The sequence below is a fragment of the Plantibacter sp. ME-Dv--P-122b genome (assembly GCF_030209375.1).
Lineage (GTDB): Bacteria > Actinomycetota > Actinomycetes > Actinomycetales > Microbacteriaceae > Plantibacter.
This window is the reverse complement of record NZ_JARVSC010000001.1, coordinates 473,744-498,686: the sequence shown is the minus strand read 5'-3', so window position 1 is coordinate 498,686 and position 24,943 is coordinate 473,744. Positions and strand designations below refer to the sequence as shown.

22 protein-coding genes are annotated in these 24,943 nt (G+C 70.8%); 14 read left to right on the top strand and 8 right to left on the bottom strand.

Features of this window, described 5'->3' with window-relative positions; all coding sequences use genetic code 11:
* The gene (locus tag QRN19_RS02395) at window positions 1-903 is read right to left on the bottom strand and encodes an HAD family hydrolase (RefSeq protein WP_285025012.1); all 903 of its coding nucleotides are present in this window, start codon (window positions 901-903) and stop codon (window positions 1-3) included.
* A gap of 72 nt (window positions 904-975) precedes the next feature.
* Here QRN19_RS02395 and QRN19_RS02390 point away from each other — a divergent pair, with 72 nt between their 5' ends.
* Window positions 976-2,580 carry an AMP-binding protein gene (locus tag QRN19_RS02390; protein ID WP_285025011.1) on the top strand — a complete coding sequence of 535 codons (1,605 nt, stop codon included), beginning with the start codon at window positions 976-978 and terminating at the stop codon, window positions 2,578-2,580.
* A gap of 105 nt (window positions 2,581-2,685) precedes the next feature.
* Here the strand turns inward: QRN19_RS02390 and QRN19_RS02385 are convergent, their stop codons facing one another.
* From QRN19_RS02385 to QRN19_RS02370, 4 genes are all read right to left on the bottom strand, one after another.
* Window positions 2,686-3,675: an NAD-dependent epimerase/dehydratase family protein gene (locus QRN19_RS02385; protein WP_285025010.1), complete on the bottom strand. Its 990-nt coding sequence runs from the start codon at window positions 3,673-3,675 to the stop codon at window positions 2,686-2,688.
* Window positions 3,676-3,811: 136 nt separating this feature from the next.
* Window positions 3,812-3,985: a hypothetical protein gene (locus tag QRN19_RS02380; RefSeq protein WP_285025009.1), complete on the bottom strand. Its 174-nt coding sequence runs from the start codon at window positions 3,983-3,985 to the stop codon at window positions 3,812-3,814.
* Window positions 3,986-4,056: 71 nt separating this feature from the next.
* On the bottom strand, window positions 4,057-4,890 hold the full coding sequence (locus QRN19_RS02375) for an SDR family NAD(P)-dependent oxidoreductase (protein WP_285025007.1): 834 nt from the start codon (window positions 4,888-4,890) through the stop codon (window positions 4,057-4,059).
* Window positions 4,887-5,249: a DUF7882 family protein gene (locus QRN19_RS02370; protein ID WP_085510196.1), complete on the bottom strand. Its 363-nt coding sequence runs from the start codon at window positions 5,247-5,249 to the stop codon at window positions 4,887-4,889. The genes QRN19_RS02375 and QRN19_RS02370 overlap by 4 nt, the downstream gene beginning before the upstream one ends.
* 303 nt (window positions 5,250-5,552) lie before the next feature.
* Here QRN19_RS02370 and QRN19_RS02365 point away from each other — a divergent pair, with 303 nt between their 5' ends.
* The 9 genes from QRN19_RS02365 (at window position 5,553) to QRN19_RS02325 (ending at window position 14,859) form a co-directional block, all read left to right on the top strand.
* Window positions 5,553-6,212 (top strand): GtrA family protein, encoded by a 660-nt coding sequence (locus tag QRN19_RS02365; protein WP_285025004.1) that lies wholly within the window; start codon window positions 5,553-5,555, stop codon window positions 6,210-6,212.
* Complete coding sequence (locus tag QRN19_RS02360; protein ID WP_285025003.1) at window positions 6,212-7,732, top strand: glycosyltransferase family 2 protein; 1,521 nt, start codon at window positions 6,212-6,214, stop codon at window positions 7,730-7,732. The genes QRN19_RS02365 and QRN19_RS02360 overlap by 1 nt, the downstream gene beginning before the upstream one ends.
* Window positions 7,729-9,759 (top strand): ArnT family glycosyltransferase, encoded by a 2,031-nt coding sequence (locus QRN19_RS02355; RefSeq protein ID WP_285025001.1) that lies wholly within the window; start codon window positions 7,729-7,731, stop codon window positions 9,757-9,759. The genes QRN19_RS02360 and QRN19_RS02355 overlap by 4 nt, the downstream gene beginning before the upstream one ends.
* Before the next feature lie 80 nt (window positions 9,760-9,839).
* The gene (locus QRN19_RS02350) at window positions 9,840-10,688 is read left to right on the top strand and encodes a DUF4397 domain-containing protein (RefSeq protein ID WP_285025000.1); all 849 of its coding nucleotides are present in this window, start codon (window positions 9,840-9,842) and stop codon (window positions 10,686-10,688) included.
* A gap of 2 nt (window positions 10,689-10,690) precedes the next feature.
* Window positions 10,691-11,875, top strand: a complete 1,185-nt coding sequence (locus QRN19_RS02345) for a glycosyl hydrolase family 8 (RefSeq protein WP_285024998.1) — start codon at window positions 10,691-10,693, stop codon at window positions 11,873-11,875.
* Complete coding sequence (locus QRN19_RS02340) at window positions 11,872-12,543, top strand: class F sortase (RefSeq protein WP_285024997.1); 672 nt, start codon at window positions 11,872-11,874, stop codon at window positions 12,541-12,543. The genes QRN19_RS02345 and QRN19_RS02340 overlap by 4 nt, the downstream gene beginning before the upstream one ends.
* 107 nt (window positions 12,544-12,650) lie before the next feature.
* Window positions 12,651-13,418, top strand: a complete 768-nt coding sequence (locus QRN19_RS02335; RefSeq protein WP_285024996.1) for a polyprenol monophosphomannose synthase — start codon at window positions 12,651-12,653, stop codon at window positions 13,416-13,418.
* Between the two features lie 103 nt (window positions 13,419-13,521).
* Window positions 13,522-14,505, top strand: coding sequence for an SDR family NAD(P)-dependent oxidoreductase (locus QRN19_RS02330; RefSeq protein WP_285024995.1), 984 nt, complete (start codon window positions 13,522-13,524; stop codon window positions 14,503-14,505).
* Between the two features lie 114 nt (window positions 14,506-14,619).
* Window positions 14,620-14,859, top strand: coding sequence for a hypothetical protein (locus QRN19_RS02325; RefSeq protein ID WP_285024993.1), 240 nt, complete (start codon window positions 14,620-14,622; stop codon window positions 14,857-14,859).
* A gap of 90 nt (window positions 14,860-14,949) precedes the next feature.
* Here QRN19_RS02325 and QRN19_RS02320 read toward each other — a convergent pair whose 3' ends face one another.
* Both QRN19_RS02320 and QRN19_RS02315 read right to left on the bottom strand, forming a co-directional pair.
* Complete coding sequence (locus QRN19_RS02320) at window positions 14,950-16,686, bottom strand: cation:proton antiporter (RefSeq protein WP_285024992.1); 1,737 nt, start codon at window positions 16,684-16,686, stop codon at window positions 14,950-14,952.
* A gap of 63 nt (window positions 16,687-16,749) precedes the next feature.
* Entirely contained in the window at window positions 16,750-20,373 is a 3,624-nt protein-coding gene (locus tag QRN19_RS02315) for a DEAD/DEAH box helicase (protein ID WP_285024991.1), read from the bottom strand.
* A gap of 193 nt (window positions 20,374-20,566) precedes the next feature.
* Here QRN19_RS02315 and QRN19_RS02310 point away from each other — a divergent pair, with 193 nt between their 5' ends.
* The 4 genes from QRN19_RS02310 (at window position 20,567) to QRN19_RS02295 (ending at window position 23,406) form a co-directional block, all read left to right on the top strand.
* On the top strand, window positions 20,567-22,060 hold the full coding sequence (locus tag QRN19_RS02310) for an SDR family NAD(P)-dependent oxidoreductase (protein WP_079705193.1): 1,494 nt from the start codon (window positions 20,567-20,569) through the stop codon (window positions 22,058-22,060).
* A gap of 16 nt (window positions 22,061-22,076) precedes the next feature.
* Complete coding sequence (locus tag QRN19_RS02305; RefSeq protein ID WP_285024988.1) at window positions 22,077-22,346, top strand: putative acetyltransferase; 270 nt, start codon at window positions 22,077-22,079, stop codon at window positions 22,344-22,346.
* Between the two features lie 9 nt (window positions 22,347-22,355).
* On the top strand, window positions 22,356-22,661 hold the full coding sequence (locus QRN19_RS02300) for a hypothetical protein (RefSeq protein ID WP_285024987.1): 306 nt from the start codon (window positions 22,356-22,358) through the stop codon (window positions 22,659-22,661).
* 82 nt (window positions 22,662-22,743) lie between these two features.
* Entirely contained in the window at window positions 22,744-23,406 is a 663-nt protein-coding gene (locus tag QRN19_RS02295) for a pentapeptide repeat-containing protein (RefSeq protein WP_285024986.1), read from the top strand.
* A 199-nt stretch (window positions 23,407-23,605) separates the two neighbouring features.
* On the opposite strand, the gene QRN19_RS02290 is transcribed toward QRN19_RS02295, so the two are convergent.
* Window positions 23,606-24,889: an FAD-binding protein gene (locus tag QRN19_RS02290; protein WP_285024985.1), complete on the bottom strand. Its 1,284-nt coding sequence runs from the start codon at window positions 24,887-24,889 to the stop codon at window positions 23,606-23,608.
* Window positions 24,890-24,943: the final 54 nt, after the last annotated feature.

The window sequence follows — 24,943 nt, the reverse complement described above, 5'->3', positions numbered from 1 at the left end:
TCAGCTCACGTCGGCGTCGTCGGTCGCGGTCCCCTGCACCATGGCGACCCAGCGGGCCAGGAAGGCCGCACCCGCCTCGTCGTGGATGAGCGTCGGGTGGGTCAGCACCGGGTAGGGCTTCTCCGGGACGCCGTCGGCCGGACGGACGTCCACGTGCGCGACCTCGTACCCGTGCTCGAACAACCAGTCCGCCATCGCGTAGTCGCTCCGGGAGTCACCGACCGTGCGCCAGGCGAGCGGGAGCGCACCGCCGTCGGCCTCGAGGAGTTCGAGCGCGCGCTCGGCGCCGAGGTCCTTGCCGAGCCGGACCGACTCGATGTCGGTGGAGATGATCGTGGGATCGATGCGGTACTGCACGAGGCCGGCGTCGTCCGGGTAGCGGCCGGGCGCGTGCTCGACCCCGAACCCGCGCCGGGCGAGCTCGGCCCGGGCGTCGTCGTCGAAGTGCTTCCGCACGACCGCGTAATCCGCTGCCGGCACCTCGACGTGCTGCTCGACCGAGACCATCGCTCGTTTGGTGTGGTCGAAGAACACCGTCTCGGCATACCGTTCGTCGACCAGGCGCTCGATGACGTCGCCGTAGCCCTCCGGCATCGCGACGTCCTGATCGAGGCTCAGCTCGTCGACCCCGGCCGCCGAGAAGCCGAACCACACGGCGCCCTTCTCGCAGATGCCGTAGAGCCGGACGTCGTCCGCGAGCCCGGCGGCCAGGAGCGGCGGGACGACCACCTCACGGAGGAACGCGTCGCTCCTCCCGGTGTTGAAGGCGATCGGGACCCCGGCGTTCGCGAGCGTCGCGAGGTCCTCCGCGATGCTCGGGAGGTTGATCGTCCGGGTGATCGGACTGGCGATGGGGCCGTCGACGTCGAGTAGGAGACCGAGGATGGGGCGGGACGCGTTCACGGGTTCAGCCTAACGAGCACCCGGCGTGGATAGACTCACTCCACCATCACCGGTGTTCGAAGGAGATCACTCGTGTTCACCAGCCCGCATCCCGACGTCGAGATCCCCGACCTGAGCGTCTACGACACCCTGTTCGGCGGCATCGCCCCGAGCGACCTCGACCGCATCGCCCTCCGCGACGGCACGACCGGCGCGGAGACGAGCTATAGACAGCTCATCGGCCAGATCAACGCCCTGGCCGGCGCCCTCGCGGCAGCCGGCATCGGGGTCGGCGACGTCGTCGCCCTCCACGCGCCGAACGTGCCCGCTTTCGCGACCGTGTTCCACGGCATCCTGCGCGCGGGCGCGACGGCGACGACGGTGAACGGCCTCTACAACGCCGAGGAGATCGAGGCGCAGCTGCGCGACGCCGGAGCGACGATGCTGTTCACCGTCTCCCCGCTGCTCCCGCAGGCCTGGGCTGCGGCGAGCGCCTGCGGCATCCCCTCCGACCGCGTCGTCGTCCTCGACGGCGCGGAGGGGCACGCGTCGCTGAGCGACCTCCTCATGCGCCGCCTCCCCGCGCCCGACGTCTCGTTCGACCCGGCAACGCATGTGGCGGTGCTGCCCTACTCCTCCGGCACGACGGGTCGGCCGAAGGGCGTGATGCTCTCGCATCGGAACCTCGTCGCGAACGTGCAGCAGTCGATCCCGCAGCTCGGCATGGTCGCCGACGACCGGATCCTCGCGGTCCTGCCGTTCTTCCACATCTACGGGATGACGGTGCTGCTCAACCTCGCCCTGTCGCGGCGCGCCTCACTCGTGACCATGCCGCGATTCGACCTGGCTGAATTCCTCCGGATCATCCAGGACTTCCGCTGCAGCTACGTGTTCATCGCCCCGCCGATCGCGGTGGCGCTCGCGAAGCACCCGCTCGTCGACGAGTTCGACCTCTCGAGCGTCCACACGATCTTCTCCGGTGCCGCACCCCTGGATGCGACGCTCGGGCGGGCGGTCGAGGAGCGTCTCGGCTGTCGGATGCGACAGGGCTACGGCATGACGGAACTCAGCCCGGTCAGCCACGCGATCGCGTTCCAGGCCGACGGGGCGTCCCTCGACAGCGTCGGCACGACGCTCCCGAACATGCAGTGCCGGATCGTCGATCCCGAGACCGGCGCCGAAGTGGACTACCCCGCCGAGGGCTCGGAGGAGGAGAGCGCGGCGGGCGAGCTGCTCTGCGCCGGGCCGAACGTCATGCTCGGGTACCTCGGCAACGAGGAAGCCACCCGCGAGACCCTCGAGGCCGACGGCTTCCTCCACACCGGCGACATCGCGACCGTCCGCGGTGACGGCACCGTGCGCATCATCGAGCGGTTGAAGGAGCTCATCAAGTACCACGGCTACCAGGTGGCGCCGGCGGAACTCGAGGCGCTGCTGCTCGGCCATCCGGCGATCGCCGACGCGGCCGTCATCGGGGTGCTCGACGATGAGGGCCAGGAGGTGCCGAAGGCGTTCGTGGTCCTGCAGCCGGGCCAGGACGTCGCCGCCGAGGCGCTCATGGCCTGGGTCACGGAGCGCGTCGCCCCGCACAAGAAGATCCGGCGCGTGGCGTTCGTCGACGCCATCCCGAAGTCGGCGTCGGGCAAGATCCTCCGGAAGGACCTCCGGGCCGCGGAGGCCACCCCCGCCGGTCCCTGAGCTGCGCCGCACTGAGCCTGTCGAAGTGTCGAAGTGCGCCCTTCGACAAGCTCAGGGATCGAAGGCCGCTCAGGGACCGAAGGCCGCTCAGTGACCGACTGCCACTCAGTGACCGACGGCGGCGACCATCCGGTCGAAGGCCGCGTCGAGCTCCGGTTCGGCCGGCTGCCAGTGCGGGTTCGCGTCGTGGAACGCGACCATCTCCGCCGCGCCGTCCCAGAACGGGATGGCGGGCCGGAACTCCGGGACGAGACTGCGGATGCGGGTGTTGTCGAAGACCATCGGGAACGCCTTGTCGCCGAGGAGCGTCGGGCCGAGCGGCGGGTGGAGCTTCGCGATGACGTCGGACGGCACGTGCACGATGTCGGCCTCCACGCCGGCCGCCTCCGCGATCCACCGGGTGATGTCGTTCCAGCTCGGTGCGTGATCGCCCGTGATGTGGAAGGCCTCCCCGAGCACGTCGCGACGACCCAGCAGGCCGACGAACCCGACCGCGAAGTCCTCGGTGTGGGTGATGGTCCAGCGGGTCGTCCCGTCGCCGTGCACGACCACCGGCTTGCCCGAGCGCATGCGGTCGAGGTCGGTGCGCCGGCCCATCGTCGGGATGAGCGTCCGGTCGTAGGTGTGTGACGGGCGCACGATCGTGGCCGGGAACCCCTGCTCGCGGTAGGCGTGGACGAGGACGTCCTCGCAGGAGATCTTGTCGCGGGCGTACTGGGAGAACGGGTTCCGGAGCGGCGTCGACTCCACGACGGGCAGGCGCTGCGGCGGCTTCTGGTAGGCAGACGCGGAGCTGATGAACACGTACTGGCCGATCCGCCCGGCGAAGCGGTCGATGTCCGCCTGCACCTGCGGCGGCGTGAACGCGGTGAACTGCGCCACGACGTCGAACTCGCGCGAGCCGAGCGTCTCGGTCACCGCGTCGGTGTCGCGCACGTCCGCGCGGAGCAGCTCGACCTCTTCGGGGAGGGGGCGGACGTGGGACAGTCCGCGATTCAGGACGGTGACGTCATGGCCCAGCGACACCGCTCTGGCGACCGACGCCGAGGAGATGATGCCACTGCCGCCGATGAACAGGATGCGCTTCGTCGTCATGGCTCCATCCTCGCGCACCGTCGCCCGACTCGCCCAGGCCTGGACAGGATCGGGAGGTCCCTTCTGGCACTTCGACAAGCTCAGTGACCGGGCCCTTCCGGTCCCTGAGCCTGTCGAAGGGCGGCGACCGGAACGGTCAGCGCTCGCGCTTGACGAACGCCATGGCACCGACGACGATGGCGAGCAGCACGCCGGAGACGAGTCCCCACACGACCGGCGCCTCGGGTCCGAGCACCAGGAGCATCAGCAGCGCGGCGAGCGCGAGGACCCCGGCGACGACGAGCGCCGTCGTCCATTCGTTCCATCGCATCCCACCAGCCTAGGCTCCCGTCACCCGGGCCGGGTGGCGCGGGAGCCGCGGCGGCGAACCGACGGAACCGCTCAGCGGTGCTCGGCGAGCAGCTCCTCGGTCCGTTCCCAGAGCCCGCGGGCGAGGGCGACGTCGTCGGCGAGCTTGTTCGTGCGCGCGGGCTTCCGCTTCACGAAGTAGCCGCCCGAGGTCCAGTCGAGGCCCGGCTGACTCTCGGCGAGCCAGAAGAGGGTGTCGGCACCCTCCTCGGGGGTGTTCAGCAGGCGACGCCCGAGCGGGTTCGCGTAGAGGAACCGCATCGCGCCGTCGGGTGAGCTGGAGAAGTTCGTCGAGATGACCCCCGGGTGGAACGCCGCGGCGGACAGGCCGCGCGGGCCGTACCGGCGGTCGAGCTCCTTCGTGAAGAGGATCTGCGCCAGCTTCGCGTTGCCGTAGGCGCGCGTGGGCGAGTAGGACCGTTCGGCGTCGAGGTCGTCGAGGTCGAGCTTCCCGAACAGGCGGTTGGCGACACTGGAGGTGTTGATGACCGTCGCCTCGGACTCGACGAGGCGGGCCAGCAGGAGATGGGTGAGGAGCGCGGGTGCCAGGTAGTTGATCTGGAACGTCTGCTCGTGGCCGTCGACCGTGACCCGGCGGTCGGCACCGAAGATGCCGCCGGCGTTGTTCGCGAGGACGTCGATCCGCGAGTACCGCTCGAGGAGCTGTTCGGCGAGCAGCCGGACCTGCGCCAGTTCGGCGAAGTCGGAGATGAACGAGTCAGCCCCGATCCGCTGCGCGACGGCTGCGGTCTTCTCCGGTGACCGCCCGACCACCACGACCTGCTCGCCCGCGTCCGTCAACGCCTTCGCGGCCGCGGCACCGATGCCATCGCTGGCACCGGTGAGGACGATCACCCGGTCGCTCACGCGGAGGACTTCCGGGGGCGGGGCTCACTGACGTTGGTCGGGCGCGCCCGCTGGTCGATGTCGGGGACTTCGCGACCGATGGCGAGGTCGCCGGTCTTGTTGGCGTCCTGCATCATCGACTCGAGCCAGCTGCGGTTGAGCTCCGGTCGCTGCTCCTGGTCGAACTCGAACTGCAACGAGATCGACGGGTGCACCCAGATCGTCACGCGTCCGCCTCCGGTCTCGAGCGAACGCGGCCAGGAGATCGTGAATGACTCGTTGCGCCGCAGCTTCATGACCGCGATCGACTTCACGTGCGCGAGCATCCGGTCGTCGAGTTCGAGTTCACGCGACGAACTCCCGTAGATCAGCTTTCCCACCAGATGTCTCCCTCTGTGCCGGTCGTCCTCGCGCACCCGCGAATCAGGGCGACACGACGCCCGAGCACACCGGGCGTTGCCCCCATCGTAGGCGACCGAGGGATCGCCGTCGTGCCGGTTGACGGGCGGGCGCAGGCCCAGTTCAGGGGGCCGGGGTGTTGTCCCCCACAGCCTCGCGAGTACGTCGACTTCCGCGGAAAAGCAAGGGATTTCGGCCCTGTTTCGTGAACCTGGCAAAACCCTGGGCGGTGTCGGCATCGACCAAACCGCGGTTCGCGATGCCCCCGAACGGCGTGCATGACCGTGAAGCCCGAATCTTCCGTCGTGCACCCGAGCCAGCCGTCCGTCCCCGAACGATCCATCGCTCCGGGAACGCGTCCCCGCCGTGCACGCCAGCCGTTGCGTCTCCCCAAGCTCGTCTCCCAGCTGGTCACCTTCGGCCTCGTCGGCGGTACCGCGTTCGTCGTGGACGTCGGCGTGTACAACCTCCTCCGGTTCACCGTGCTCGACGACAAGCCGATCGGCGCGAAGGTGATCTCCGTCGCCGTCGCCACGATCGTCGCGTGGCTCGGCAACCGGGCGCTGACGTTCCGGACCGAGCACCGCCGCGCGGTGTGGAAGGAAGGCGCCCTCTTCGCGCTCATGAACGTCCTGGGCCTCGGGATCGCCGCAGGGTGTCTCTTCGTCTCGCACTACGTCCTCGGTTACACCACGCCGCTCGCCGACAACATCGCGGGCAACGGCGTCGGACTCGTCCTCGGCATGGTGTTCCGCTTCCTCGCCTACCGGTTCGTCGTCTTCCGGCCCGCCGAGTCGGCGACCAGTCGCCGTCGGAGCACGACGACGCAGGAAGCGCCCGTCTCGAGCCCGGCCGCACCGGCACCCGCCGCCGCACCGCGCACCACGACCCGCCGTCGATCCGCACCGACCCACGCACTGCCGACCTCTGGAGGCCTGTCCTGATGGCACCCGCACTCGCACCGCTGCTCGGAGCGCTCGCGCTCATCCCCTCCCGCCCGTTCGCCGCCGCGGACGAGCCCGCTCCCCTGCTGACCCCGCAGCCCGCGGCACCCGTGGAACCGCTGCCGAACCGCGGGACCCTGGTGGACCCGGCGTCGGCGGCCGACCCCGGCTCCTGGAGCATCGGCGAATGGCTCGGCTACGGCACCATGCTGCTGTTCGCCGCCGCGCTGACGATCATCGCCGTCACCACGCTCTACTGGATGCTCCACGCCTGGCGGTCGACCGGCCACCTGAAGAACACCGGGTTCGCCGCAGTCCCGCTGCCGGCGAAGCACTCCTTCACCCTGCTCGTCCCCGGTCGGCATGAGGAGGAGGTCATGGGCCAGACCCTCGACCGCCTCGCCGAACAGGACCACCCCGACTTCGAGATCATCGCGATCGTCGGCCACGACGACCCCGGGACCGAACGCGTCGTCCGCGAGGCCGCCGCCCGCCACCCCGAGCTCATCAAGGTCGTCGTGGACGACAGCGTCCCGAAGAACAAGCCGAAGGCCCTCAACCGGGCGCTGCAGATCGCCCGAGGCGACGTCGTGGGCGTGTTCGACGCCGAGGACGAGGTGCATCCGCGCCTGCTCACGCTCGTGGACTCCCGCTTCACCGAGAGCGGCGCCGACGTCGTCCAGGGCGGCGTCCAGCTCATGAACTTCCAGTCGAGCTGGTGGTCGCTCCGGAACGTGCTCGAGTACTACTTCTGGTTCCGGTCGCGCCTGCACTTCCACGCGGACTCCCGCTTCATCCCGCTCGGCGGCAACACGGTGTTCGTCAAGAAGACCTGGCTCGACTGGTCGGAGGGCTGGGACGACGGCTGCCTCGCCGAGGACTGCGAGCTCGGCGTCCGGCTCTCGAGTGCCGGCGCGACGGTCGTCGTCGCGTACAGCCCGGAGGTCGTCACCCGCGAGGAGACGCCCGGCACCCTGCAGTCGCTGTACAAGCAGCGCACGCGCTGGAACCAGGGCTTCCTGCAGGTCCTGAAGAAGGGCGAGTGGCGCAAGCTGCCGACGTTCCGTCAGCGCATGTTCGCCCGCTACCTGCTCTCGATGCCGTTCCTCCAGGCGGCGACCGGCCTCCTCATCCCCGTCTCGGTCCTGCTGGTGCTGTTCGCGAAAGTGCCCGCGCCGATCGCCCTCCTCACCTTCATCCCACTCGCGCCGACGATCGTCACCCTCGCGGTGGAGGCCTCCGGGCTCGGTGAGTTCGGTCGCCTCTACGGCCAGAAGGTCCGCTTCCGCGACTACGCCCGGCTGATCCTCGGCACCTTCCCGTACCAGATCTTCCTCGGGCTGGCCGCCGTCCGTTCCGTCTTCCGCGAGTGGAAGGGCGACCACTCCTGGGAGAAGACGGAGCACACCGGCGCCCACCGCAGCGAGGAGGTCGCCGAGGCCACCGAGGCCGCTCCCGTCTCCGTCGACCTGCCCGACCGCGCACCCGAGCTCGTCCTCCAGAACGGAGCAACCCGATGACCGGCATCCTCGAACGACCGGCAGCCCCCGGCCGACCAGAGCTCCATCTGGAGAGCGACCGCCTCGGCTGGCTCGCCTCCGGACCACCGACGCAGCGAGGCCCCGGCGTCGTGCGCCGCTGGCTCTCGCGCCACGGTCGCACCCTGGCCTTCCTCCTGCCCGTGCTCGCCATCGCCGCCGTCGTGCAGGCGATGAACCTGGGCGGATCCCCGCAACGCATCGACGATGAGGGCACCTACACCGCCCAGGCGTGGAGCGTGCTGAAGCTCGGCGAACTCGCCCACTACACCTACTGGTACGACCACCCGCCGCTCGGTTGGCTGCAGATCGCGGCCTACACGGGGCTGACCGGCGCGTTCGACCGCTACGACATCGCCGTGGTCGCGGCACGTGAGGCCATGTTGGTCGCGACGCTCATCGCCGTCGTGCTCGTGTGGGTCCTCGCCCGCCGCCTGCACCTCAGCCGGGCCATGGCCGCCGTCGCCGCACTCGTGTTCGCGATCTCGCCACTCGCGGTGCAGTTCCACCGCACCGTCTACCTCGACAACGTCGCGGTGCCTTGGCTCCTCGGCGCCTTCATCCTCGCGACGAGCCGCAAGCACCAGCTCGTCGGCTTCGCGGGTTCCGCCGCCGCGTTCGGCATCGCCGTGCTGAGCAAGGAGACCTTCCTGCTCGCTCTGCCCTTCCTCGCCTGGACCATGTGGCGCGCGGCTCGGAAGGAGACCCGCCGGTACACGCTGCCGGTCGCTGCGACCATCGTCGTCGTCATCGGGTTCACCTACGTGCTCTTCGCCGCCATCAAGGGCGAACTCGTCCCCGGCCCGGACCGCGTGAGCCTCCTCGGCGGCGTGTTCTTCCAGCTCGGATCGCGCGTCGCCAGCGGCTCCCTCTTCGACCCCGAGAGCCTGTCGGCCAAGACCCTGAGCATGTGGTGGCAGCTGGACGCGGCACTCCTCGTCGCCGGAGCGGTGGCCGCCGTCGCCGGGCTCTTCATCTCGCGACTGCGTGTCATCGCCGCGATGACCGTCTTCCTCGGCCTCTTCATGCTGCGTCCGGGCGGGTACCTGCCGGTGCCCTACGTCATCATGCTGCTGCCGTTCATGACGATCCTCATCATGGGCGTGACCGGCGCGGCCATCCGCCGGTTCCGTCGCCGCTCGACCGTCGAGGCGGGAGCGCCGCGTCGTCGTCTCCTCGGCGGACGTGCGGCCGGAGCCGTGTGGGTCGCCGCCGTGCTCGCGGCAGCCGTCGTCGCCGTCCCCAACACGGCGACCCAGCTCCGCGGCTTCCTCCTCGCCGACCTCGACAAGCCGGTCCGGCAGGCCCAGCAGTGGGTCCAGACCAATGTGCCGAAGGAGTCCCGCGTGATCGTCGACGACGCGATGTGGGTCGACCTCGTCGAGAGCGGCTTCGACCGGGACAACGTCATCTGGTACTACAAGATGGACACCGACTCCGCCGTCCAAGCCCAGTCGCCCAACGGCTGGCGCGACGCCGACTACATCGTCACGACCGACTCGATGCGGACCTTCCCGACCACTTTCCCCGAGGTGAAGGGAGCGATCGACAACTCCGAGCTCGTCGCGACCTTCGGCTCCGGGACGCAGGCCGTCGAGGTCCGCCGCATCGACGCCGACGGTCTCGACGCGGCGGCCGAGCAGGCTGCCGGACGCACGGCGGCTCGGGCGGCCCTCGGTGCGCAGCTCCTGCTGAACCCCTCGCTCAGCGTCTCGGCGGAGGCCGCGCAGACCGTCAGCGACGGCCAGCTCGACTCCCGCGCCCTGCTCGCCCTCGGACAGGTGCTCGCCACGACGCCGGTCCGGCTCGAGAGCACCCCGGTGCTCGACGGCGAGACGGGCGACGTGCGCCGGACGATGGTGCTCCGCACCGGCACCGAGGCGGGCGACAGCCGTCTGGCCGACTCCATCCGCTCGATCCAGGGCGACTACGCGGCCGACCGCGTCGAGGAGACGGCGGCCGGCGTGCGGGTCACCTACTCGGTCGTCGAACCCGACGTCGTCCGCTGACCGGCTTCCCGAGCACCGGCTCGAGCCGGACGCCAGAACCATCCGAACCCCCGAACCACCCGAAGAACAGGAGTTCCACCATGCGAACCACCACCACGAGGCGACTCGCCCTCAGCGGCCTCGCCGCCGTCGCGACGGCAGCACTCATCGGCTTCGGCACCACCGCCGCGAGCGCCGCCACCACCGATGCTGCAGGCTCCGGCTGGATCCGCGTCGGCCACCTCTCAGCCGACACCAAGACCGTCGACGTGAAACTGTCGGCACTCTCCGGCGGCGCGACCGTGTTCGAACTCGACGACGTCGCCTACGGCCAGGTCTCCCCCTACACCGACCTGGCCGCCGGCACCTACGTGGTGTCGATGGTGCCCGCCGGGTCGCCCGACAGCACGAAGCCGGTCATCAGCACCAACGTGACCATCACGGCCGGGGAAGCGGCCACCGTCGCGGCCTACGGTCCCAACAAGGACCTGCAGACGAAGGTGTTCGAGGACGACCTCACCGGTCCGACCGAGGGTGCCGCGCGCATCCGGCTGATCCAGGCGTCGACCGACGTGAAGAGCGTCGACGTCAGCACCTCGACCGGCATGCCCATCGCGAAGGGCGCCACCACCGGCACGGCGACCGACTACGCGAGCGTCCCCGCCGGCCCGTGGGATCTCGAGCTGACCGGCGGCAAGCAGGCGGCCGAAGCCTCCGTGAACCTCGCGCCCGGCACGGTGAGCACGCTCTTCGTGCTCGACAACGCCGCAGGTGGCGTCACCCTCATGCCCGTCCTCGACAGCTCCGCGGCCGGAGACGCTCCCGAGGGTCCGGTGGAGACCGGTGGCGGTGGACTCGCCAAGGAGTCGTCGACGCTGCGAGGCGTCCTCGACGACCTCGACGCGAAGCTCGCCCGGCTCGTGCACGACTTCGGGACGGCGGTGAGCTGACCATGAGCGCCAAGAAGACGATCGGCATCGCCGCGACCGCGGTCGCCGCGGTCACCGCGACCGCCGTGATCGCCTCGCTGGCGACCGGGTTCCCGGCGAACCTCTTCCAGGGCCCGACCGCCGCGTCACCCGGCTCCTCCGACGCCGACGGACAGCCGGACCCGACTGCGACGGTCACGGATCGGACCACCACCGAGGCCGCCGACGCGTTCCTCGCCGACTGGGTCGACGACGGCCGCGTCGTGCGCCGGGACCAGGGTGACGACACGGTCAGCGAAGGGCAGGCCTACGGACTGCTCGTCGCGGCCGGGGTCGGGGACGAGCAGTCCTTCACCGAGATCTGGGACTGGACCGAGCAACACCTGCAGCGTACCGACGGACTGCTCGCCTGGCGGTGGAGCGACGGTGAGGTCGTCGACGACGAACCCGCCAGCGACGCGGACCTCGACGCCGCCCGCGCGCTGGTCATCGCCGGCACCCGGTTCGACGAGCCGCGGTTCACCGAGGCCGGCGTCACGCTCGCCGGTGTGATCGCGGACCGCATGACCGCCGAGACCGCCGCGGGCCGGATCCTGCTGCCCGGCGTCTGGGCCGCAGCGACCGAGCCCTACGCGTACAACCCGTCCTATGCCTCCCCCGTCGCCTTCTCGGTGCTGGGTGCGGCGACGGGTGACCCGCGGTGGGCCGAACTGCAGGCGGGTTCCGCAGCGGTCACGACCACCCTGCTCGACGAGAGCCCGCTCCCGCCGGACTGGGCGCAGGTGCACGCCGACGGCACCGTCGACGCCATGCCCGGCGCGGCAGGGACCGGGCAGAGCGTCCGCTACGGGTACGACGCGGCCCGGCTCCCGATCCGCTACGCCGAGTCCTGCGACGCCGCCGACCAGGCGACCGCCGCGCGTCTCGCCTCGACCCTCGCTCGGTCGAAGGAGCTGCGGGCGGAGACCGATCTCGGCGGATCACCGCTGACCTCGGACGTGCACCCGCTCGCCCTTCAGGCCCGAGCGGCCGCGCGCGCGGCCGTGGGCAACCTGCCGGAGTCGGCGGACGACCTCCGCGCCGCCGACGAACTCGCGCAGGAGGTGCCGAGCTACTTCGGCGCCGCCTGGGCAGCTCTCGCGCCCATGATGCTCACGACCGGTGAGCTGGACGGGTGCCCGCCGCTCACCGAAGGAGCCACCTCATGACCCGCGCACGCCGCCGGTCGATCAGTATGCTCGCCGCCGCCGGAGCACTCCTCACGGCGCTCGCCCTCTCGGGCTGCGCCACGACGCACGCCGGGCAGACGCCGACCTCGCCGAACGCCGCCGACGGTCCCATCACCTCATCGGAGGCGACCGACCGTGGCGCCGCCGGCGCGAAGCAGGACCCGGTCGCCCAGGCGCCGACCGCCGATGTCAGCGCGCTGAGTGTGAGCCGGGTGCAGATCCCGTCGATCGGTGTCGACGCGGCGGTCGAACCGCTCGAACGCGACGCGTCCGGTGTCCTCCTGCCGCCCGTCGAGTGGGAGGACGCCGGGTGGTACCGGGCCGGTGTCCTGCCCGGCCAGGTGGGTCCGGCGGTCATCGCCGGTCACCTCGACACGACCCTCCGTGAGGCGGTGTTCGTCCACCTCAAGCAGCTCGTGGCGGGCGACCAGGTCACGGTCACGATGTCCGACGGCTCGACCGCCACCTATGCCGTGGACCGCGCCATCGACGTCGAGAAGAAGACCTTCCCCACCGAGGAGGTCTACGGGCCGACCCCCGACGCGCAGCTTCGGCTCATCACCTGCAACGGCCCCTTCGACGACGCCGCGAACACCTACGCGAACAACTACGTGGTCTTCGCGTCGCTCGTCGGCACGACACCGTAGGACGCTCCCCGCGCCCCGCCCCACCCCGGTCCCCGAGCCCCACCCCGGTCCCCGAGCCTGTCGGGGGGCCGCTCCGAACCACTCCCAACGACCCGAAAGGAACCGACGTGAACCGCTCCCTCGTCGTCATCCCCACCTACAACGAACTCGACAACCTGCAGCCGATCGTGAACCGCACGCTCGCCGTCGCCGGGGTCGACATCCTCGTCGTGGACGACTCCTCCCCCGACGGCACCGGGTTCCTCGCCGAGCAGCTCGCCGAGCAGCACCCGCAGGTGCACGTGTTCCACCGGGCCGTGAAGGACGGGCTCGGCGGGGCGTACCTCGCGGGCTTCGCCTGGGCGCTCGCCCGCGGCTACGAGGTCATCGTCGAGATGGACGCGGACGGCTCCCACCACCCCGAGGACCTGCCCCGCCTGATCGCGCTCCTCGACGACCACGACCTCGCGCTCGGCTCGCGCTGGGTCCCGGGTGGCGTCGTCGAGAACTGGCCCGCCCACCGGCTCGCGCTGAGTCGCGGCGGCAACCTCTACACGCGCCTCGCCCTCGGGATCGGTGTCGCCGACGCCACCGGTGGGTTCCGCGCGTTCCGCAGCGAGGCGCTGCGCCGGATCGACCTCGCCGACGTCGCGTCGCAGGGCTACTGCTTCCAGGTCGACCTCCTCTGGCGGGCGCTGCAGCGCGGGCTCCGGGTCGTGGAGACGCCCATCGTCTTCACCGAGCGGGTGTCGGGCGAGTCGAAGATGAGCGGTGGCATCGTCTCCGAGTCGCTCAAGAAGGTCACGATGTGGGGCGTGCGTCGCCGCCTGCAGGAGGTCCGCGCGCTGCTGCACGGCCACCCACTGCCCTCCGTGCGCGTGCTGTCCACCCGCTGAGACCAGGTGGTGCGGCCGGCGACGACCACGGACCGTCGAGGGCTGCACATCTTCCCAGGTCCTTCCGGTTCCGCCGCCCTCCGCGGAGTCGTAGCGTGAAGGCATGACCAATCGCACGCGCACCCCGCAGCACCCCATCGGTTCCGGCTTCGGCCACTCGAGCACCGCGGCGGAGGTGCTCGAGGGCATCGACCTCACCGGCAAGCTCGCCATCGTCACCGGCGGCTACTCGGGTATCGGCCGTGAGGCCGTCCGTGCCCTGGTCGGCGCGGGTGCCCACGTCATCGTTCCCGCGCGGCGCCCGGAGACCGCTCGCGAGGAGCTCGCCGGCATCGACGGTGTGGAGGTCGACGAACTCGACCTGGCCGACCTCGCGAGCGTCGAGGCGTTCGCCGACCGCTTCCTCGCCACCGGCCGGGGCATCGACCTCGTCATCACGAACGCCGGCGTCATGGCGGCTCCCGAGACGCGCGTGGGCCCCGGCTGGGAACTCCAGTTCGCGACGAACCACCTCGGCCACTGCGCCCTCGTCAACCGCCTCTGGCCCGCCATCGTGAAGGGCGGCTCATCGCGGGTCGTCGCGCTGTCCTCCAGCGGCCACAAGCGCTCGGGGATCCGCTGGGACGACGTCCAGTTCGAGCACGGCTACGACAAGTGGGAGGCCTACGGGCAGGCGAAGACCGCCAACGCGCTCTTCGCCCTCCAGCTCGACACGCTCGGTGCTGAGGAGGGCGTCCGCGCGTTCTCCGTCCACCCCGGTGGCATCCTCACGCCGCTGCAGCGGCACCTGCCGCGCGAGGAGATGATGGCGCTCGGCTGGGTCGACGCCGACGGAAACCTCCTCGTCTCGGGCTTCAAGTCGCCCGAGCAGGGTGCCGCAACCGAGGTCTGGGCCGCGACCTCGCCGTCGCTCGACGGCCTCGGCGGGGTGTTCTGCGAGGACTGCGACATCGCCGGCCCGGCCGAGACCGCGGTCTCCCCGGCCTCCGGCGTCGCCGACCACGCGACCGATCCGGAGGAGGCGGCCCGACTCTGGGCGCTCTCCGCCGAGCTCACCGGAGTCGACGCCTTCGCCGCTCGCGTCTGATCGGCCGGCGCCACCCCTTGCAGCCACCTGCCCACGGACCTACCGTGAGAGCGGATCAGCGCGACGATGCGCGAGACGGAGACCGCCCCAGGCGGATCTCGGAAGGAGCACCCCATGAGTGACCACAACGCCGACATCAACAACCCGGGCCCGCACGACGAGGCCGTCGACGACGCGGCAGCCGAGCGCGTGGCGTCCACGACGAACCCCGGGCCGGACGTCGCCGCCGACGACCCGGCGGCGAGCGGCGAGGCCGACATCACGAACCCCGGCTCGGAGACCGAACGCGACGCCGCCGCCGAGCGCGAGGCGGAGCGCGTCGCGAACATCACCAACCCCGGCGGAAGTTCCTGACCGCATCGGTCCTTTCTCAGGAGTTCGCCGGCGCGTCGGTCCGTTTCCCGGGCGGCGCGCCTGAGGACTCCTGAGAAAAGTCACCCAGCCTCAGTGGTCGGCGCGAGGCGGCCGCAGGCGCGTCTCCTCGATGTCGAGCATCGTCTGCGCCTCGGCGAGGATGCGCGACGGGTACGCACCGCGTGCCCGGGCGTCGAGAAGCCGCTCACGCTCGGCCTGCACGACGGCGAGGCGCAGCTGGCGGTAGAGCCGGTGCGGTGTCTCGGCGTGCGTCTCACTCGGCGAGACCGACTCGCGCGAGCGTTCCCAGGCGGCTTCCGCCCGCAGGAACGTCGACTGCCGGACGCGTTCGAGCAGATCGGGGTCGATCTCCTCCTCGATACCGACCGCCGAGGCCGGATCCTCCAGCACGCTGATGCCCGCGTAGCTGATCTCGTCGAGCAGGGTCGCGAGCTGTCGGCGGTCCTCGGACTCGTCGATCCCCTGCACCTTCAGCAACCGGATGAGCCACGGCAGCGTGCCGCCCTGGACGACGAGCGTCACGACGGCGACCGTGAAGGCGATGAGGACGAGCTGCTCGCGGTACGGGGTGCTCTGCGGCAGCGACTGTGCGGCCGCGAGCGTCACGACGCCGCGCATGCCCGACCAGCTGAGGATGACGCCGCCTCGCCAGTCGATCTGCTCGAGCCGCAACTGCTCGAGGTCGGCGCGCTGCCGCTCATAGGCGCGCTCCCGTCGCCGCCGCCGGTGCCAGCGGCGGTTCTGTCTCGGGAACCGTTCCGAGTACCCCATCGACAGCCACCGTTGCAGGGTCTGCCGCTCAGCCCAGCGTTCCCGCGCGCGGAGCCCGACCACGAGCGGCCCCACCCACAGGAACCGCAGCGCGATGAGCGCGGCCGTCGCGACCAGACCGATCCCGATGGACTCCTCGACGGACAGGATCTCGGCGTCGACGGCGCCGATGAGCGTGCGGATCTCGAGTCCGATGAGGAGGAACACGGCGTTCTCGAGCAGGAACTGGATGGTCCGCCAGTTGATGCGGTCGCTGATGCGTGCCTGCGCCGAGAACGCGGCCGAGCTCGCGTGCCCCGTGTACAAGCCGGCGATGACGACGGCCAGCACGCCGGACCCACCGAGCGCCTCGGTCGGCATGAACGCCACGAACGGGACGGCGATGGAGATCGCGGTGTCGAGGACGGAGTCGTTGAGCTTCGACCGCAGCCAGACGGTGACGTACCCGGCGATGAAACCGACGATGATCGCCAGGACGACCGCGTAGACGAAGTCGCCGACCGTCGCCCACGGCGTGAGCATGCCGCCGGCCGCTGCAGCGCTCGCCGATCGGAGGAGCACGAGCGCGGTCGCGTCGTTCACGAGCCCCTCGCCCTCGAGCACCGTCAACAGGCGGGGCGGGAGCCCGAGACGGCGTCCGATGGAGGTCGCCGCGACCGCGTCGGGCGGGCTGATGATCGCGCCGAGGGCGATGGCGGCGGCCAGGTTGAGGTCGGGCAGCAGGCTGAAGAGGAGGAAGCCGGCACCGAATGCGGTGACGATGACGAGCACGACCGACAGGCTCGTGATGGTGGCGAGGTTCCGGCGGAAGTCCATGATCGGGACGCTGATCGCCGCGGCGTAGAGGATGGGCGGCAGGACGACGTCGAGCACGAGTTCCGGTTCGACCTCGATCTCCGGGACGCCCGGGAGGTACGAGAGCCCGACACCGACGATCACGAGGATGATCGGTGCGGCGACGCCGAGCTTGCGGGAGAAGGCCGCGACGGCGACGATCACCGCGATACCGACGACCGCATACACCCCGAGTTCCATAGCGATCAGGCTATCGGTCGCTCGACCGGCCCTATCCCGACGGCGGTCGTGGGTGCCGGGCGGCTATTCGAGCAGGCCTCTGATGTCCTCCGCGGTGAGCGCCTGACTGAAGACCGCATCGTCGTCGAGGACCGCGGCGAAGAGCTCCGACTTCTTCGCCTGGAGCGCCATCACCTTCTCCTCGATCGTGTCGGCGGCGACCAGCCGGTAGACCATGACGTTCTCCGTCTGGCCGATGCGGTGCGTGCGGTCGATGGCCTGCGCCTCGGCTGCCGGGTTCCACCACGGGTCGAGCAGGAAGACGTAGTCCGCCTCGGTCAGGTTGAGACCGAACCCACCGGCCTTCAGGCTGATGAGGAAGACGGGGGCGTCACCGGTGCGGAAGCGGTCGATGACCTCACCCCGACGGCGGGTGGATCCGTCGAGGTATTCGTAGGCGATGCCCTGCTCCTCCAGCCGACGCGCGGCGGTACCGAGGAAACTCGTGAACTGGCTGAAGATGAGCGCCCGGTGCCCCTCGGCGACGACGTCGTCGAGCTGTTCGAGGAGCGCGTCGAGCTTGCTCGAGGGGATGCCCGCGTGCTCCTCGGCGTCGATGAGACTCGCGTCGAGGCTCAGCATGCGCAGCAGGGTGAGCGAGCGGAACACGATGAACCGGTTGCGGTCGAGGTCGTCGACGAGTCCGAGGAGCTTCTGTCGTTCGCGCTGGAGGACGAGGTCGTAGAGCTTGCGATGCGCCGGTGCGAGCTCGATGCGCAGCACCTGTTCCTGCTTCGGCGGCAGTTCGGGCGCGACCATCTCTTTCGTCCGGCGCATGAGCAGCGGACGGATCCGTCGGCGCAGGGTCTGCAGCCGACTCGAGTCGAGGCCCTTCCCGATCGGCTTGACGTAGTGCTCGGTGAAACGCGGCGCCGACGCGAACAACCCGGGCGCGACGATCGACAGCAGCGACCACAGCTCCATGAGCGTGTTCTCGATGGGCGTGCCGGTGATCGCGAGCTTGAAGGGTGCGCGGAGGTCGACCGCGCATTCGTGCAGCTTGGCGCGGTGGTTCTTCACGAACTGCGCCTCGTCGAGGATGAGCCCCGACCACTCGACCGCCTGGTACGCCGGTGCGTCGAGCCGGAAGAGCGCGTAGCTGGTGACCACGATGTCGGCGCCCGCCGCGAGGTCGGCTATCGACGCGCTGCCCTTCGCCTGCGTGGCCGTGATGCTGCGGACGACGAGGTCCGGCACGAAGCGCGTGGCCTCGGCGACCCAGTTGGAGACGACCGACGTCGGGGCGACCACGAGGAACGGCGGCGCGGTGGTGCCGGTGGTCTCGCGCGCGTGGGCGACGAGGGCGAGGGTCTGCAGCGTCTTGCCGAGCCCCATGTCGTCGGCGAGGATGCCGCCGAGTCCGTGTTGCCACAGGAACGCGAGCCAGCGGAAGCCCTCGGACTGGTAGGGCCGGAGGTCGGCCTGGAGTCCCGACGGCAAGGGGGTGTCGGGGACCGCGTCGATCGCGTTGAGTCCGGCGGCAGCCTCGCGCCAGACGACAGCCTGCTCGGTCTCGTCCGCGAGGTCTTCGAAGTCGGCCCAGAGGCTCGCCTGGTAGCGACTGATGCTCGGCTTCGTCTCCCACTCCTTGAGCGCGGCCGCCTCGGTGAGCAGCTCGCGCAGGCGGTCGAAGGCGGGGTGCTCGAGCGAGAGGTAGGTGTGGTCGACCATGAGCAGCTTCGTGCGCCCCTTCGAGAGGGCCTTGAAGAGGGGCTCGAAGGGGACACTGTACTCGCCGATGTGGATGACGATCCCGAGGTCGAACCAGTCGCGTTGCTCCGTCTCCACCGTGGTGACCGAGATGTGGGGCGTGCCCGTGAGCTCCCGGTACTCGGGGCGGTCGCCGGACACCTCGACGAGGACGTCGTCGAGCGATTCCAGGATGGGGAGGGTGCGCTCGGTGACGAGTGCCGCGTCGAACTCCGTCAGGACCTGCGGCCTGGGCGGCCAGACGCCCGGGGTCGTCAGCTCGTCGAACGATCCGGCGGCGAGCGCCCGGCGTTCCGGTTCCGCTGCGGCGGCGATGGCGGCACCGACCCGGTCGAGGATGGCCCGCTCGGCACGTTCGTCGCGCAGGACCTCGGCGGTCGCACCTCCAGTGGCGGCGTCGACGGGAGCGCCGTTCGGCACCGTCGACACGAGCGGTCGTCCTGCGGCGAGCGCCGGCGTGCCGCCACCGATCGGCACGCGCTGCGCCGGGGCGTACTGCCAGAACCAGGCGAGGCGCAGGGTCTGCTTCGGTTCGAACGACGCCGTGAGCACGAGCACCGGTGGCACGATCTCGGGCAGGGCCACGGTGCCGTCCGTCGAACTCAGCGAGATGCTGCGGCGGAGTCGTGGGACGTAGTGCTCGAGGAACTCCGGCACCTCGGCCTCGGGGACGACGACGGGCTCGCCCGGTCCGAGGAGTCCACGGGCCTCGTCCGTCAGCGGTTCGGCGAGCGGGGCGAGCACGATCGCCTGCTGGGGTTCGAGCGTGTAGTGGTAGAGCCCGTGGTCGCCGAGGGCGCCGCTCGTGGCCGCGTCGACGTCGGTGCCGTCGATCGTCACGACGGATCGGAGGACCACGCCCTCGTCGTCGTGCGCAGCGTCCAGCCGGATGGCGGCTGTGGTGCCGAGGGTGACCGTGCCCTTGCGCGTGCCGACGAGTTCGATCCCGAGCTGGGCCGCCTCCTCGAACAGATGCCAGAGGACGGGGCTGCCGAAGTCGTCGAGGACGAGCCAGTCCGAGTCGCCGGCGCCGGCGTAGGCCCCGGCTGGCGGCCGGGTGGCACGCAGGAGCGCCTGGAACTGCGTGAACCACTGCTGGTGTGCAGGATCGAGCGACAGCCGGTGGCCCTGGTGCGTGAACGAGGTCCAGGAGATCGTCGACTTCACGAAGCCGCCGCCGACCTTCTTGACCACGGGTCGGACGGCGATGCGGCGGGGGTGCCGTGGCTCGGGCGGGCCGTCGGCCGTGCGGGAGGTCGGTCCGCGCCAGCGTTCGGCGGTGCGCGGGATGCTCTCGCGGACCTCGAACTGCAGGCCCATGGCCGTCGGTGCCGTGGCGCGACCGGCGTCGCCGGCGAGGGAGTCGAGTCGGTTCCGCCAGCTGGGCGGCGCCGGCGGCGTCTGCGGACTCGGTGTCCATCGCGCTGCTCGCCGTTCCGCCTCCGGACGCCAGGAGGCGGGGAGGTCGTCGAGCTCGTCGAGGGCGTACATCGGCTGGTGCTCGGCCGGATCGTCGAGCACGGGGTCGTTGATGGGCGCTGTCCAACGGCGGTCGGAACGCCAGGACGCCTCCTTCGCTGAAGGCGGCCGCTGTGGGGCCACCCACCGGTCGGAGCGCCCCTCCGCTCGCAGATGGGCCGAATTGCTCTGGAGAAGGGTCGCGACGATGTGCTTGCAGTCACCGCGCAAGGGGCAGGAGCACGCGCTGCCCTCGATCTTCGCGAAGCCACCGGCGTCGTCGCCGAGGTCGATGATGCAGGCGTACGGGACGTCGGTGGAGCCTTCGACGATCCCGTGGAGCCGACGCTTGTCGGGGTCCCAGTCGGCAGCAGTGACTCGACCGTCCCTCGCGTAGACCCGGCCGCGGTCGAACGCCACCCGCCCGACGAGCCGGACGAGGTCGGCCACGTCGACCAGTGGTGCGGGCTCGGGAGTCATCGCCCCATGGTCTCACGCACGACGGACACCCTTCCCTCGGGCCAGCGCGGTGCGCTGACGCGAGCGCCGGTCTCCCGCGTGAGCGCGCCCCTCCGGAGGGGCGCGCTCACGCGTGTGGGTCGCGGTCGGTCCAGCGCCCCGCGCTGACCACAGCACCGACCGAGGCACGTCCGGCGGCTCGTAGAATGAAGCAATGACCTCTCTCCCCCACGACGAGCCTGCGAACCACGCTCCCGGCGACGACGCGGGTATCGATCCCACCGATCTCGAGGTCACGCTCCGCGTCCTCCAGACGATGGCGACGATGGACGAGGAGCACCCCGACTACCTCCAGGTGCGCCGCGCCACCGCCAAGATGTTCAAGGCGGTCAAGAAGGAGCGCCGGCTCGACCGTCGGGCCCGGATCGCCGACGCCGACCGCGCCGTGATCGCCGCCACCGCGACGGGCGCCCCCGACCGCATCGACGACGAGACGCGGGGCATCCCGCTCGCCACCACCACGACCGCTCCGACCGCCGGCGAACTGCTGGTGCCGCGCAACTGCTACATCTGCAAGCAGCCGTACACGACGGTCGACGCCTTCTACCACCAGCTCTGCCCGCAGTGCGCGGCGATGAGCCACGCGAAGCGCGACGCCCGCACCGACCTCACCGGCAAGCGCGCCCTCCTCACCGGCGGCCGCGCGAAGATCGGCATGTACATCGCGTTGCGGCTCCTGCGCGACGGCGCCCACACCACCATCACGACGCGGTTCCCACGCGACGCCGTCCGCCGCTTCAGCGCGCTCCCCGACAGCGCCGAGTGGCTGCACCGCCTGCGCGTCGTCGGCATCGACCTCCGCGACCCGGCCCAGGTCATCGCCCTCGCGGACTCCGTGGCCGAGCAGGGCCCGCTCGACATCCTCATCAACAACGCCGCGCAGACGGTCCGCCGCACGAAGGGCGCGTACCAGCCGCTCGTCGACGCCGAGCTCGCTCCGCTGCCCGACGGCCCACTGCCCGAGCTCGTCACCTTCGGCCACACGAACGACGCACACCCGCTGTCGCTCGCGGCGTCGGTGTCCGCACACCCGATCCTCGCCGCTGCGGCCGCCAAGGCCGACGCCCTCACCGAGGCGGCCATGACGGCCGGGTCGTCCTCGCTCGAACGCCTCGCCGCCGGCACCGCGATCGACGCCGGCGGACTCGTGCCCGACGTCGACCACAGCAACAGCTGGGTGCAGAACGTCGACCAGGTCGAGCCCATCGAGATGCTCGAGGTCCAGCTGGCGAACGCGACCGCCCCGTTCATCCTCATCAGTCGGCTGCGCGCCTCGATGGCGGCGTCCGACTTCCCGCGCACCTACGTGGTCAACGTCTCCGCGATGGAGGGCGTCTTCGGTCGCGGGTACAAGGGTCCAGGCCACCCGCACACGAACATGGCGAAGGCCGCGCTGAACATGCTCACCCGGACGAGCGCGCGGGAGATGTTCGAGACCGACGGCATCCTCATGACGAGCGTCGACACCGGCTGGATCACCGACGAGCGCCCGCACCCGACCAAGGTACGACTGGCGGAGGAGGGCTTCCACGCCCCGCTCGACCTCGTCGACGGCGCGGCGCGGGTGTACGACCCGATCGTCCGCGGTGAGGCCGGCGAGAACCTCTTCGGCGTCTTCCTCAAGGACTACCGCCCGAGCTCCTGGTGAACTTCGAGTCTCGGTCGTGGTCGAGGACCAGGCGATGATCGGTCCGGCGGCCGTCCGCTTCCTCCGGGAGGCCCCGCTCGGTTCGCGGGTCGTCGTGCGGTTCGCACTGCCGGAGGGCGCTGAGGCGGGTGCGACCGATGCCCTCGGTGAGCTCGTCGAGCGGTCGGCGACCGGTTGCACGGTCGAGACCAAGCGCGGACCGGTCGTCATCGCCGACGCCGACGTCATCGCGGCGAAGGCCGTCCCACCTGCGCCGGCACCACGGGAACGCCGCCGCTCGGCCTAGGCTGGGCCGATGAGCAGCGAAGTCACCCAGGACCCGTCGCCGACGCAGCATCGCGTCGAAGTGACACTCCGACGTCCCTGGTACGGCGCTTTCCAGCGTCCGACGGTGGTGTTCGACGGGCGCGGCCAGCCGGCGCAGTGGGGCACGGGGAGCTGGCAGGTCGGCGGGACGGACGTCTCCTTCGAGGTCTTCCTCTACAACCGGATCTGGCGGTACGGTGCGGCCCGGACCACGCTGACAGCCGACGTCGACACGTCGCTCGTCTACCATGCACCGCTCCTGCCGTTCCTCCCCGGTCGGTTCACAACGAGCTGAGCGGTGGCTCGGAAGCCCGTCGGCGGCCGCCCGTAGGCTGGCCGGATCACCCCATCACGCACGGGCATCGGGAGCACACGGCATGGCGAAACGCACCGGAACGACGGCACCACGGCTCGACCCCGTCCGGCTCATCGGATTGACCGACGGCGACGAGGCCGCCCTCGACGCGCACGACAGCGTCGAAGGCCTGCGGTTCGCCGACCTCGACCTGTCGCACCGTGACCTCTCGGGCATCACGATCTCCGAGTCCTCGCTCGCGGGCATTCGAGCCGACCAGACCGACTTCCGTGCGGCGTCCTTCCTCGACTCCCGGCTCGAGCGGTGGGACGCGCCCATCCTCCTCGCTCCACGGAGTCGGCTGCGCGACGTCGAGCTGGAGGGCTCCCGGGTCGGTTCCGCAGACTGCTACGACGCGAACTGGCAGTCGGTGCGGGTCACCGGGTGCAAGCTCGGGTTCGTCAACCTGCGCGGGGCCGTGCTGCAGGACGTCCTGTTCGAGGACTGCACGATCGACGAACTCGACCTCGCCGATGCGACGGCCACCCGGGTGCGGTTCGTCGACTGCACCCTCAACAGTCTCGACGTCACGCGGGCGAGGCTCACCGACGTCGACCTCCGGACGCTCGAGCTGCGTCGCATCGCGGGCATCGAGCATCTGCGGGGCGCGACGATGACCCCGTTCCAGGTCGGCGAGCTCGCGGCGATGTTCGCCGAGCAGTTCGGCATCCGAGTCGAGGACTGACCACGGGGTTGCGCCAGCGCGGTGCGCTGACGTCACCGCGGGCCACACGCGTGAGCGCGGGTCTCCGGAGACCCGCGCTCACACGTTTACCCCGCGCCCACGCCGGTTCCTCCGCGCTCGCGTCGGCGCACCGCGCTGACACCCGATACCCCGCGCTCACGCCGGCGCACCGCGCTGGCACCCGAGCCATCGGCACCCGCTACCGGGGCAGACGGACCCCGATGCGCTCCAGGTGCGCGTTCGAGAAGGTCCCGGCGGGGTCCAACTCCTCGAAGAGGTCCCGCGCGTCGCCCAGCCGCGGCACGACCTCGGCGATGCGCTCGGCGGTCAGCAGGTTGAGCTTGCCCCAGTGCGGGCGGGCACCGAAGGGCGCGAGGGCCTCCTCGATCGCGGGCAGCACGGCCCGAACCTCCTCGGGCAGGTTGCGCCAGGTGAAGTGCACGGCGAGCATCTCCCGGTGGTACGCACCGCTCAGCCAGAGCTTGTCGGGCGCCGCCGTGCGCAGTTCGGTCACGAGCAGCAGCGGGGCGATGCGGTCGCCGAGCGCGCGGAGGGCCGTGATCGCGGCGGGTCCGTCGGCGCGGTCGATGAAGTACTCGGTCTGGATCTCGTCGCCGTTGCTCGGCGTCGACTCGAGCCGGAAGTGCGGCAGCCGCTCCCACCAGTCGCCGGGGACACCACCCTGCAACGTGAGGTTGTCGGGGTCCGTCTCGACGAGGTTGCCGGCGGTCAGGGAGTCACGCTGCACGCCGAGCCACGACTCCGGGACCACAGGCAGCTCGTCGTTACCAACGGCCAGGCGGGTCTTCCACCAGATCTGCTCGACGGTGTCGCCGAGCCAGTTCGTGAAGATGCTGACGCTGTAGGCACCACCGGTGACGCCTTCGAAGTCGGCGAGGACGGCGTCCCACGGGACGTCGCGATAGACGTCCTGGCGCACGCGGTAGGCGGGCTGCACGTCGACCGTCACGCGCACCACGATGCCGTAGGCGCCGAGCCCGATGACGAGGCCGTCGAAACCGGGATCCCCGCGACGGACGTGGACGAGTTCGCCCGTGGCGTCGACGTATTCGAGGCCGCTCACCGCTGAAGACAGGATGCCGTTGTCGTTGCCGGAACCGTGGGTGCCGGTCGCGATCGCGCCGCCGATGGAGATGTGCGGGAGCGAGCCCATGTTGTGGAAGGCGAGGCCCTGCTCGGCGAGCCACGCGGCGGCGATCCCGTAGCGGGTCCCGGCTCCGATCGTCACCGAACCGGCGGCCTCGTCGAACACCGGGTCGGCGGGGATGTCGAGCACCGTGATGAGCGTGCCGTCGGAGTCGGCGAGGTCGGTGAACGAGTGTCGGGTGCCGAGGGCGCGGACCCGCGTGCCCGTCCTGGCGGCCTCCGCGACGAGTGCGCGGACCTCGTCGATCGACGTGGCGTTCACGATCCGCGGCGCTGCGAAGGTGTGCGTGCCGGCCCAGTTGCGTTCAAGCGTCATGAGCGCAAGCTTGCCAGAGCCGGGGCGACCCGCAGGCGTTCCCGAAACATTTCC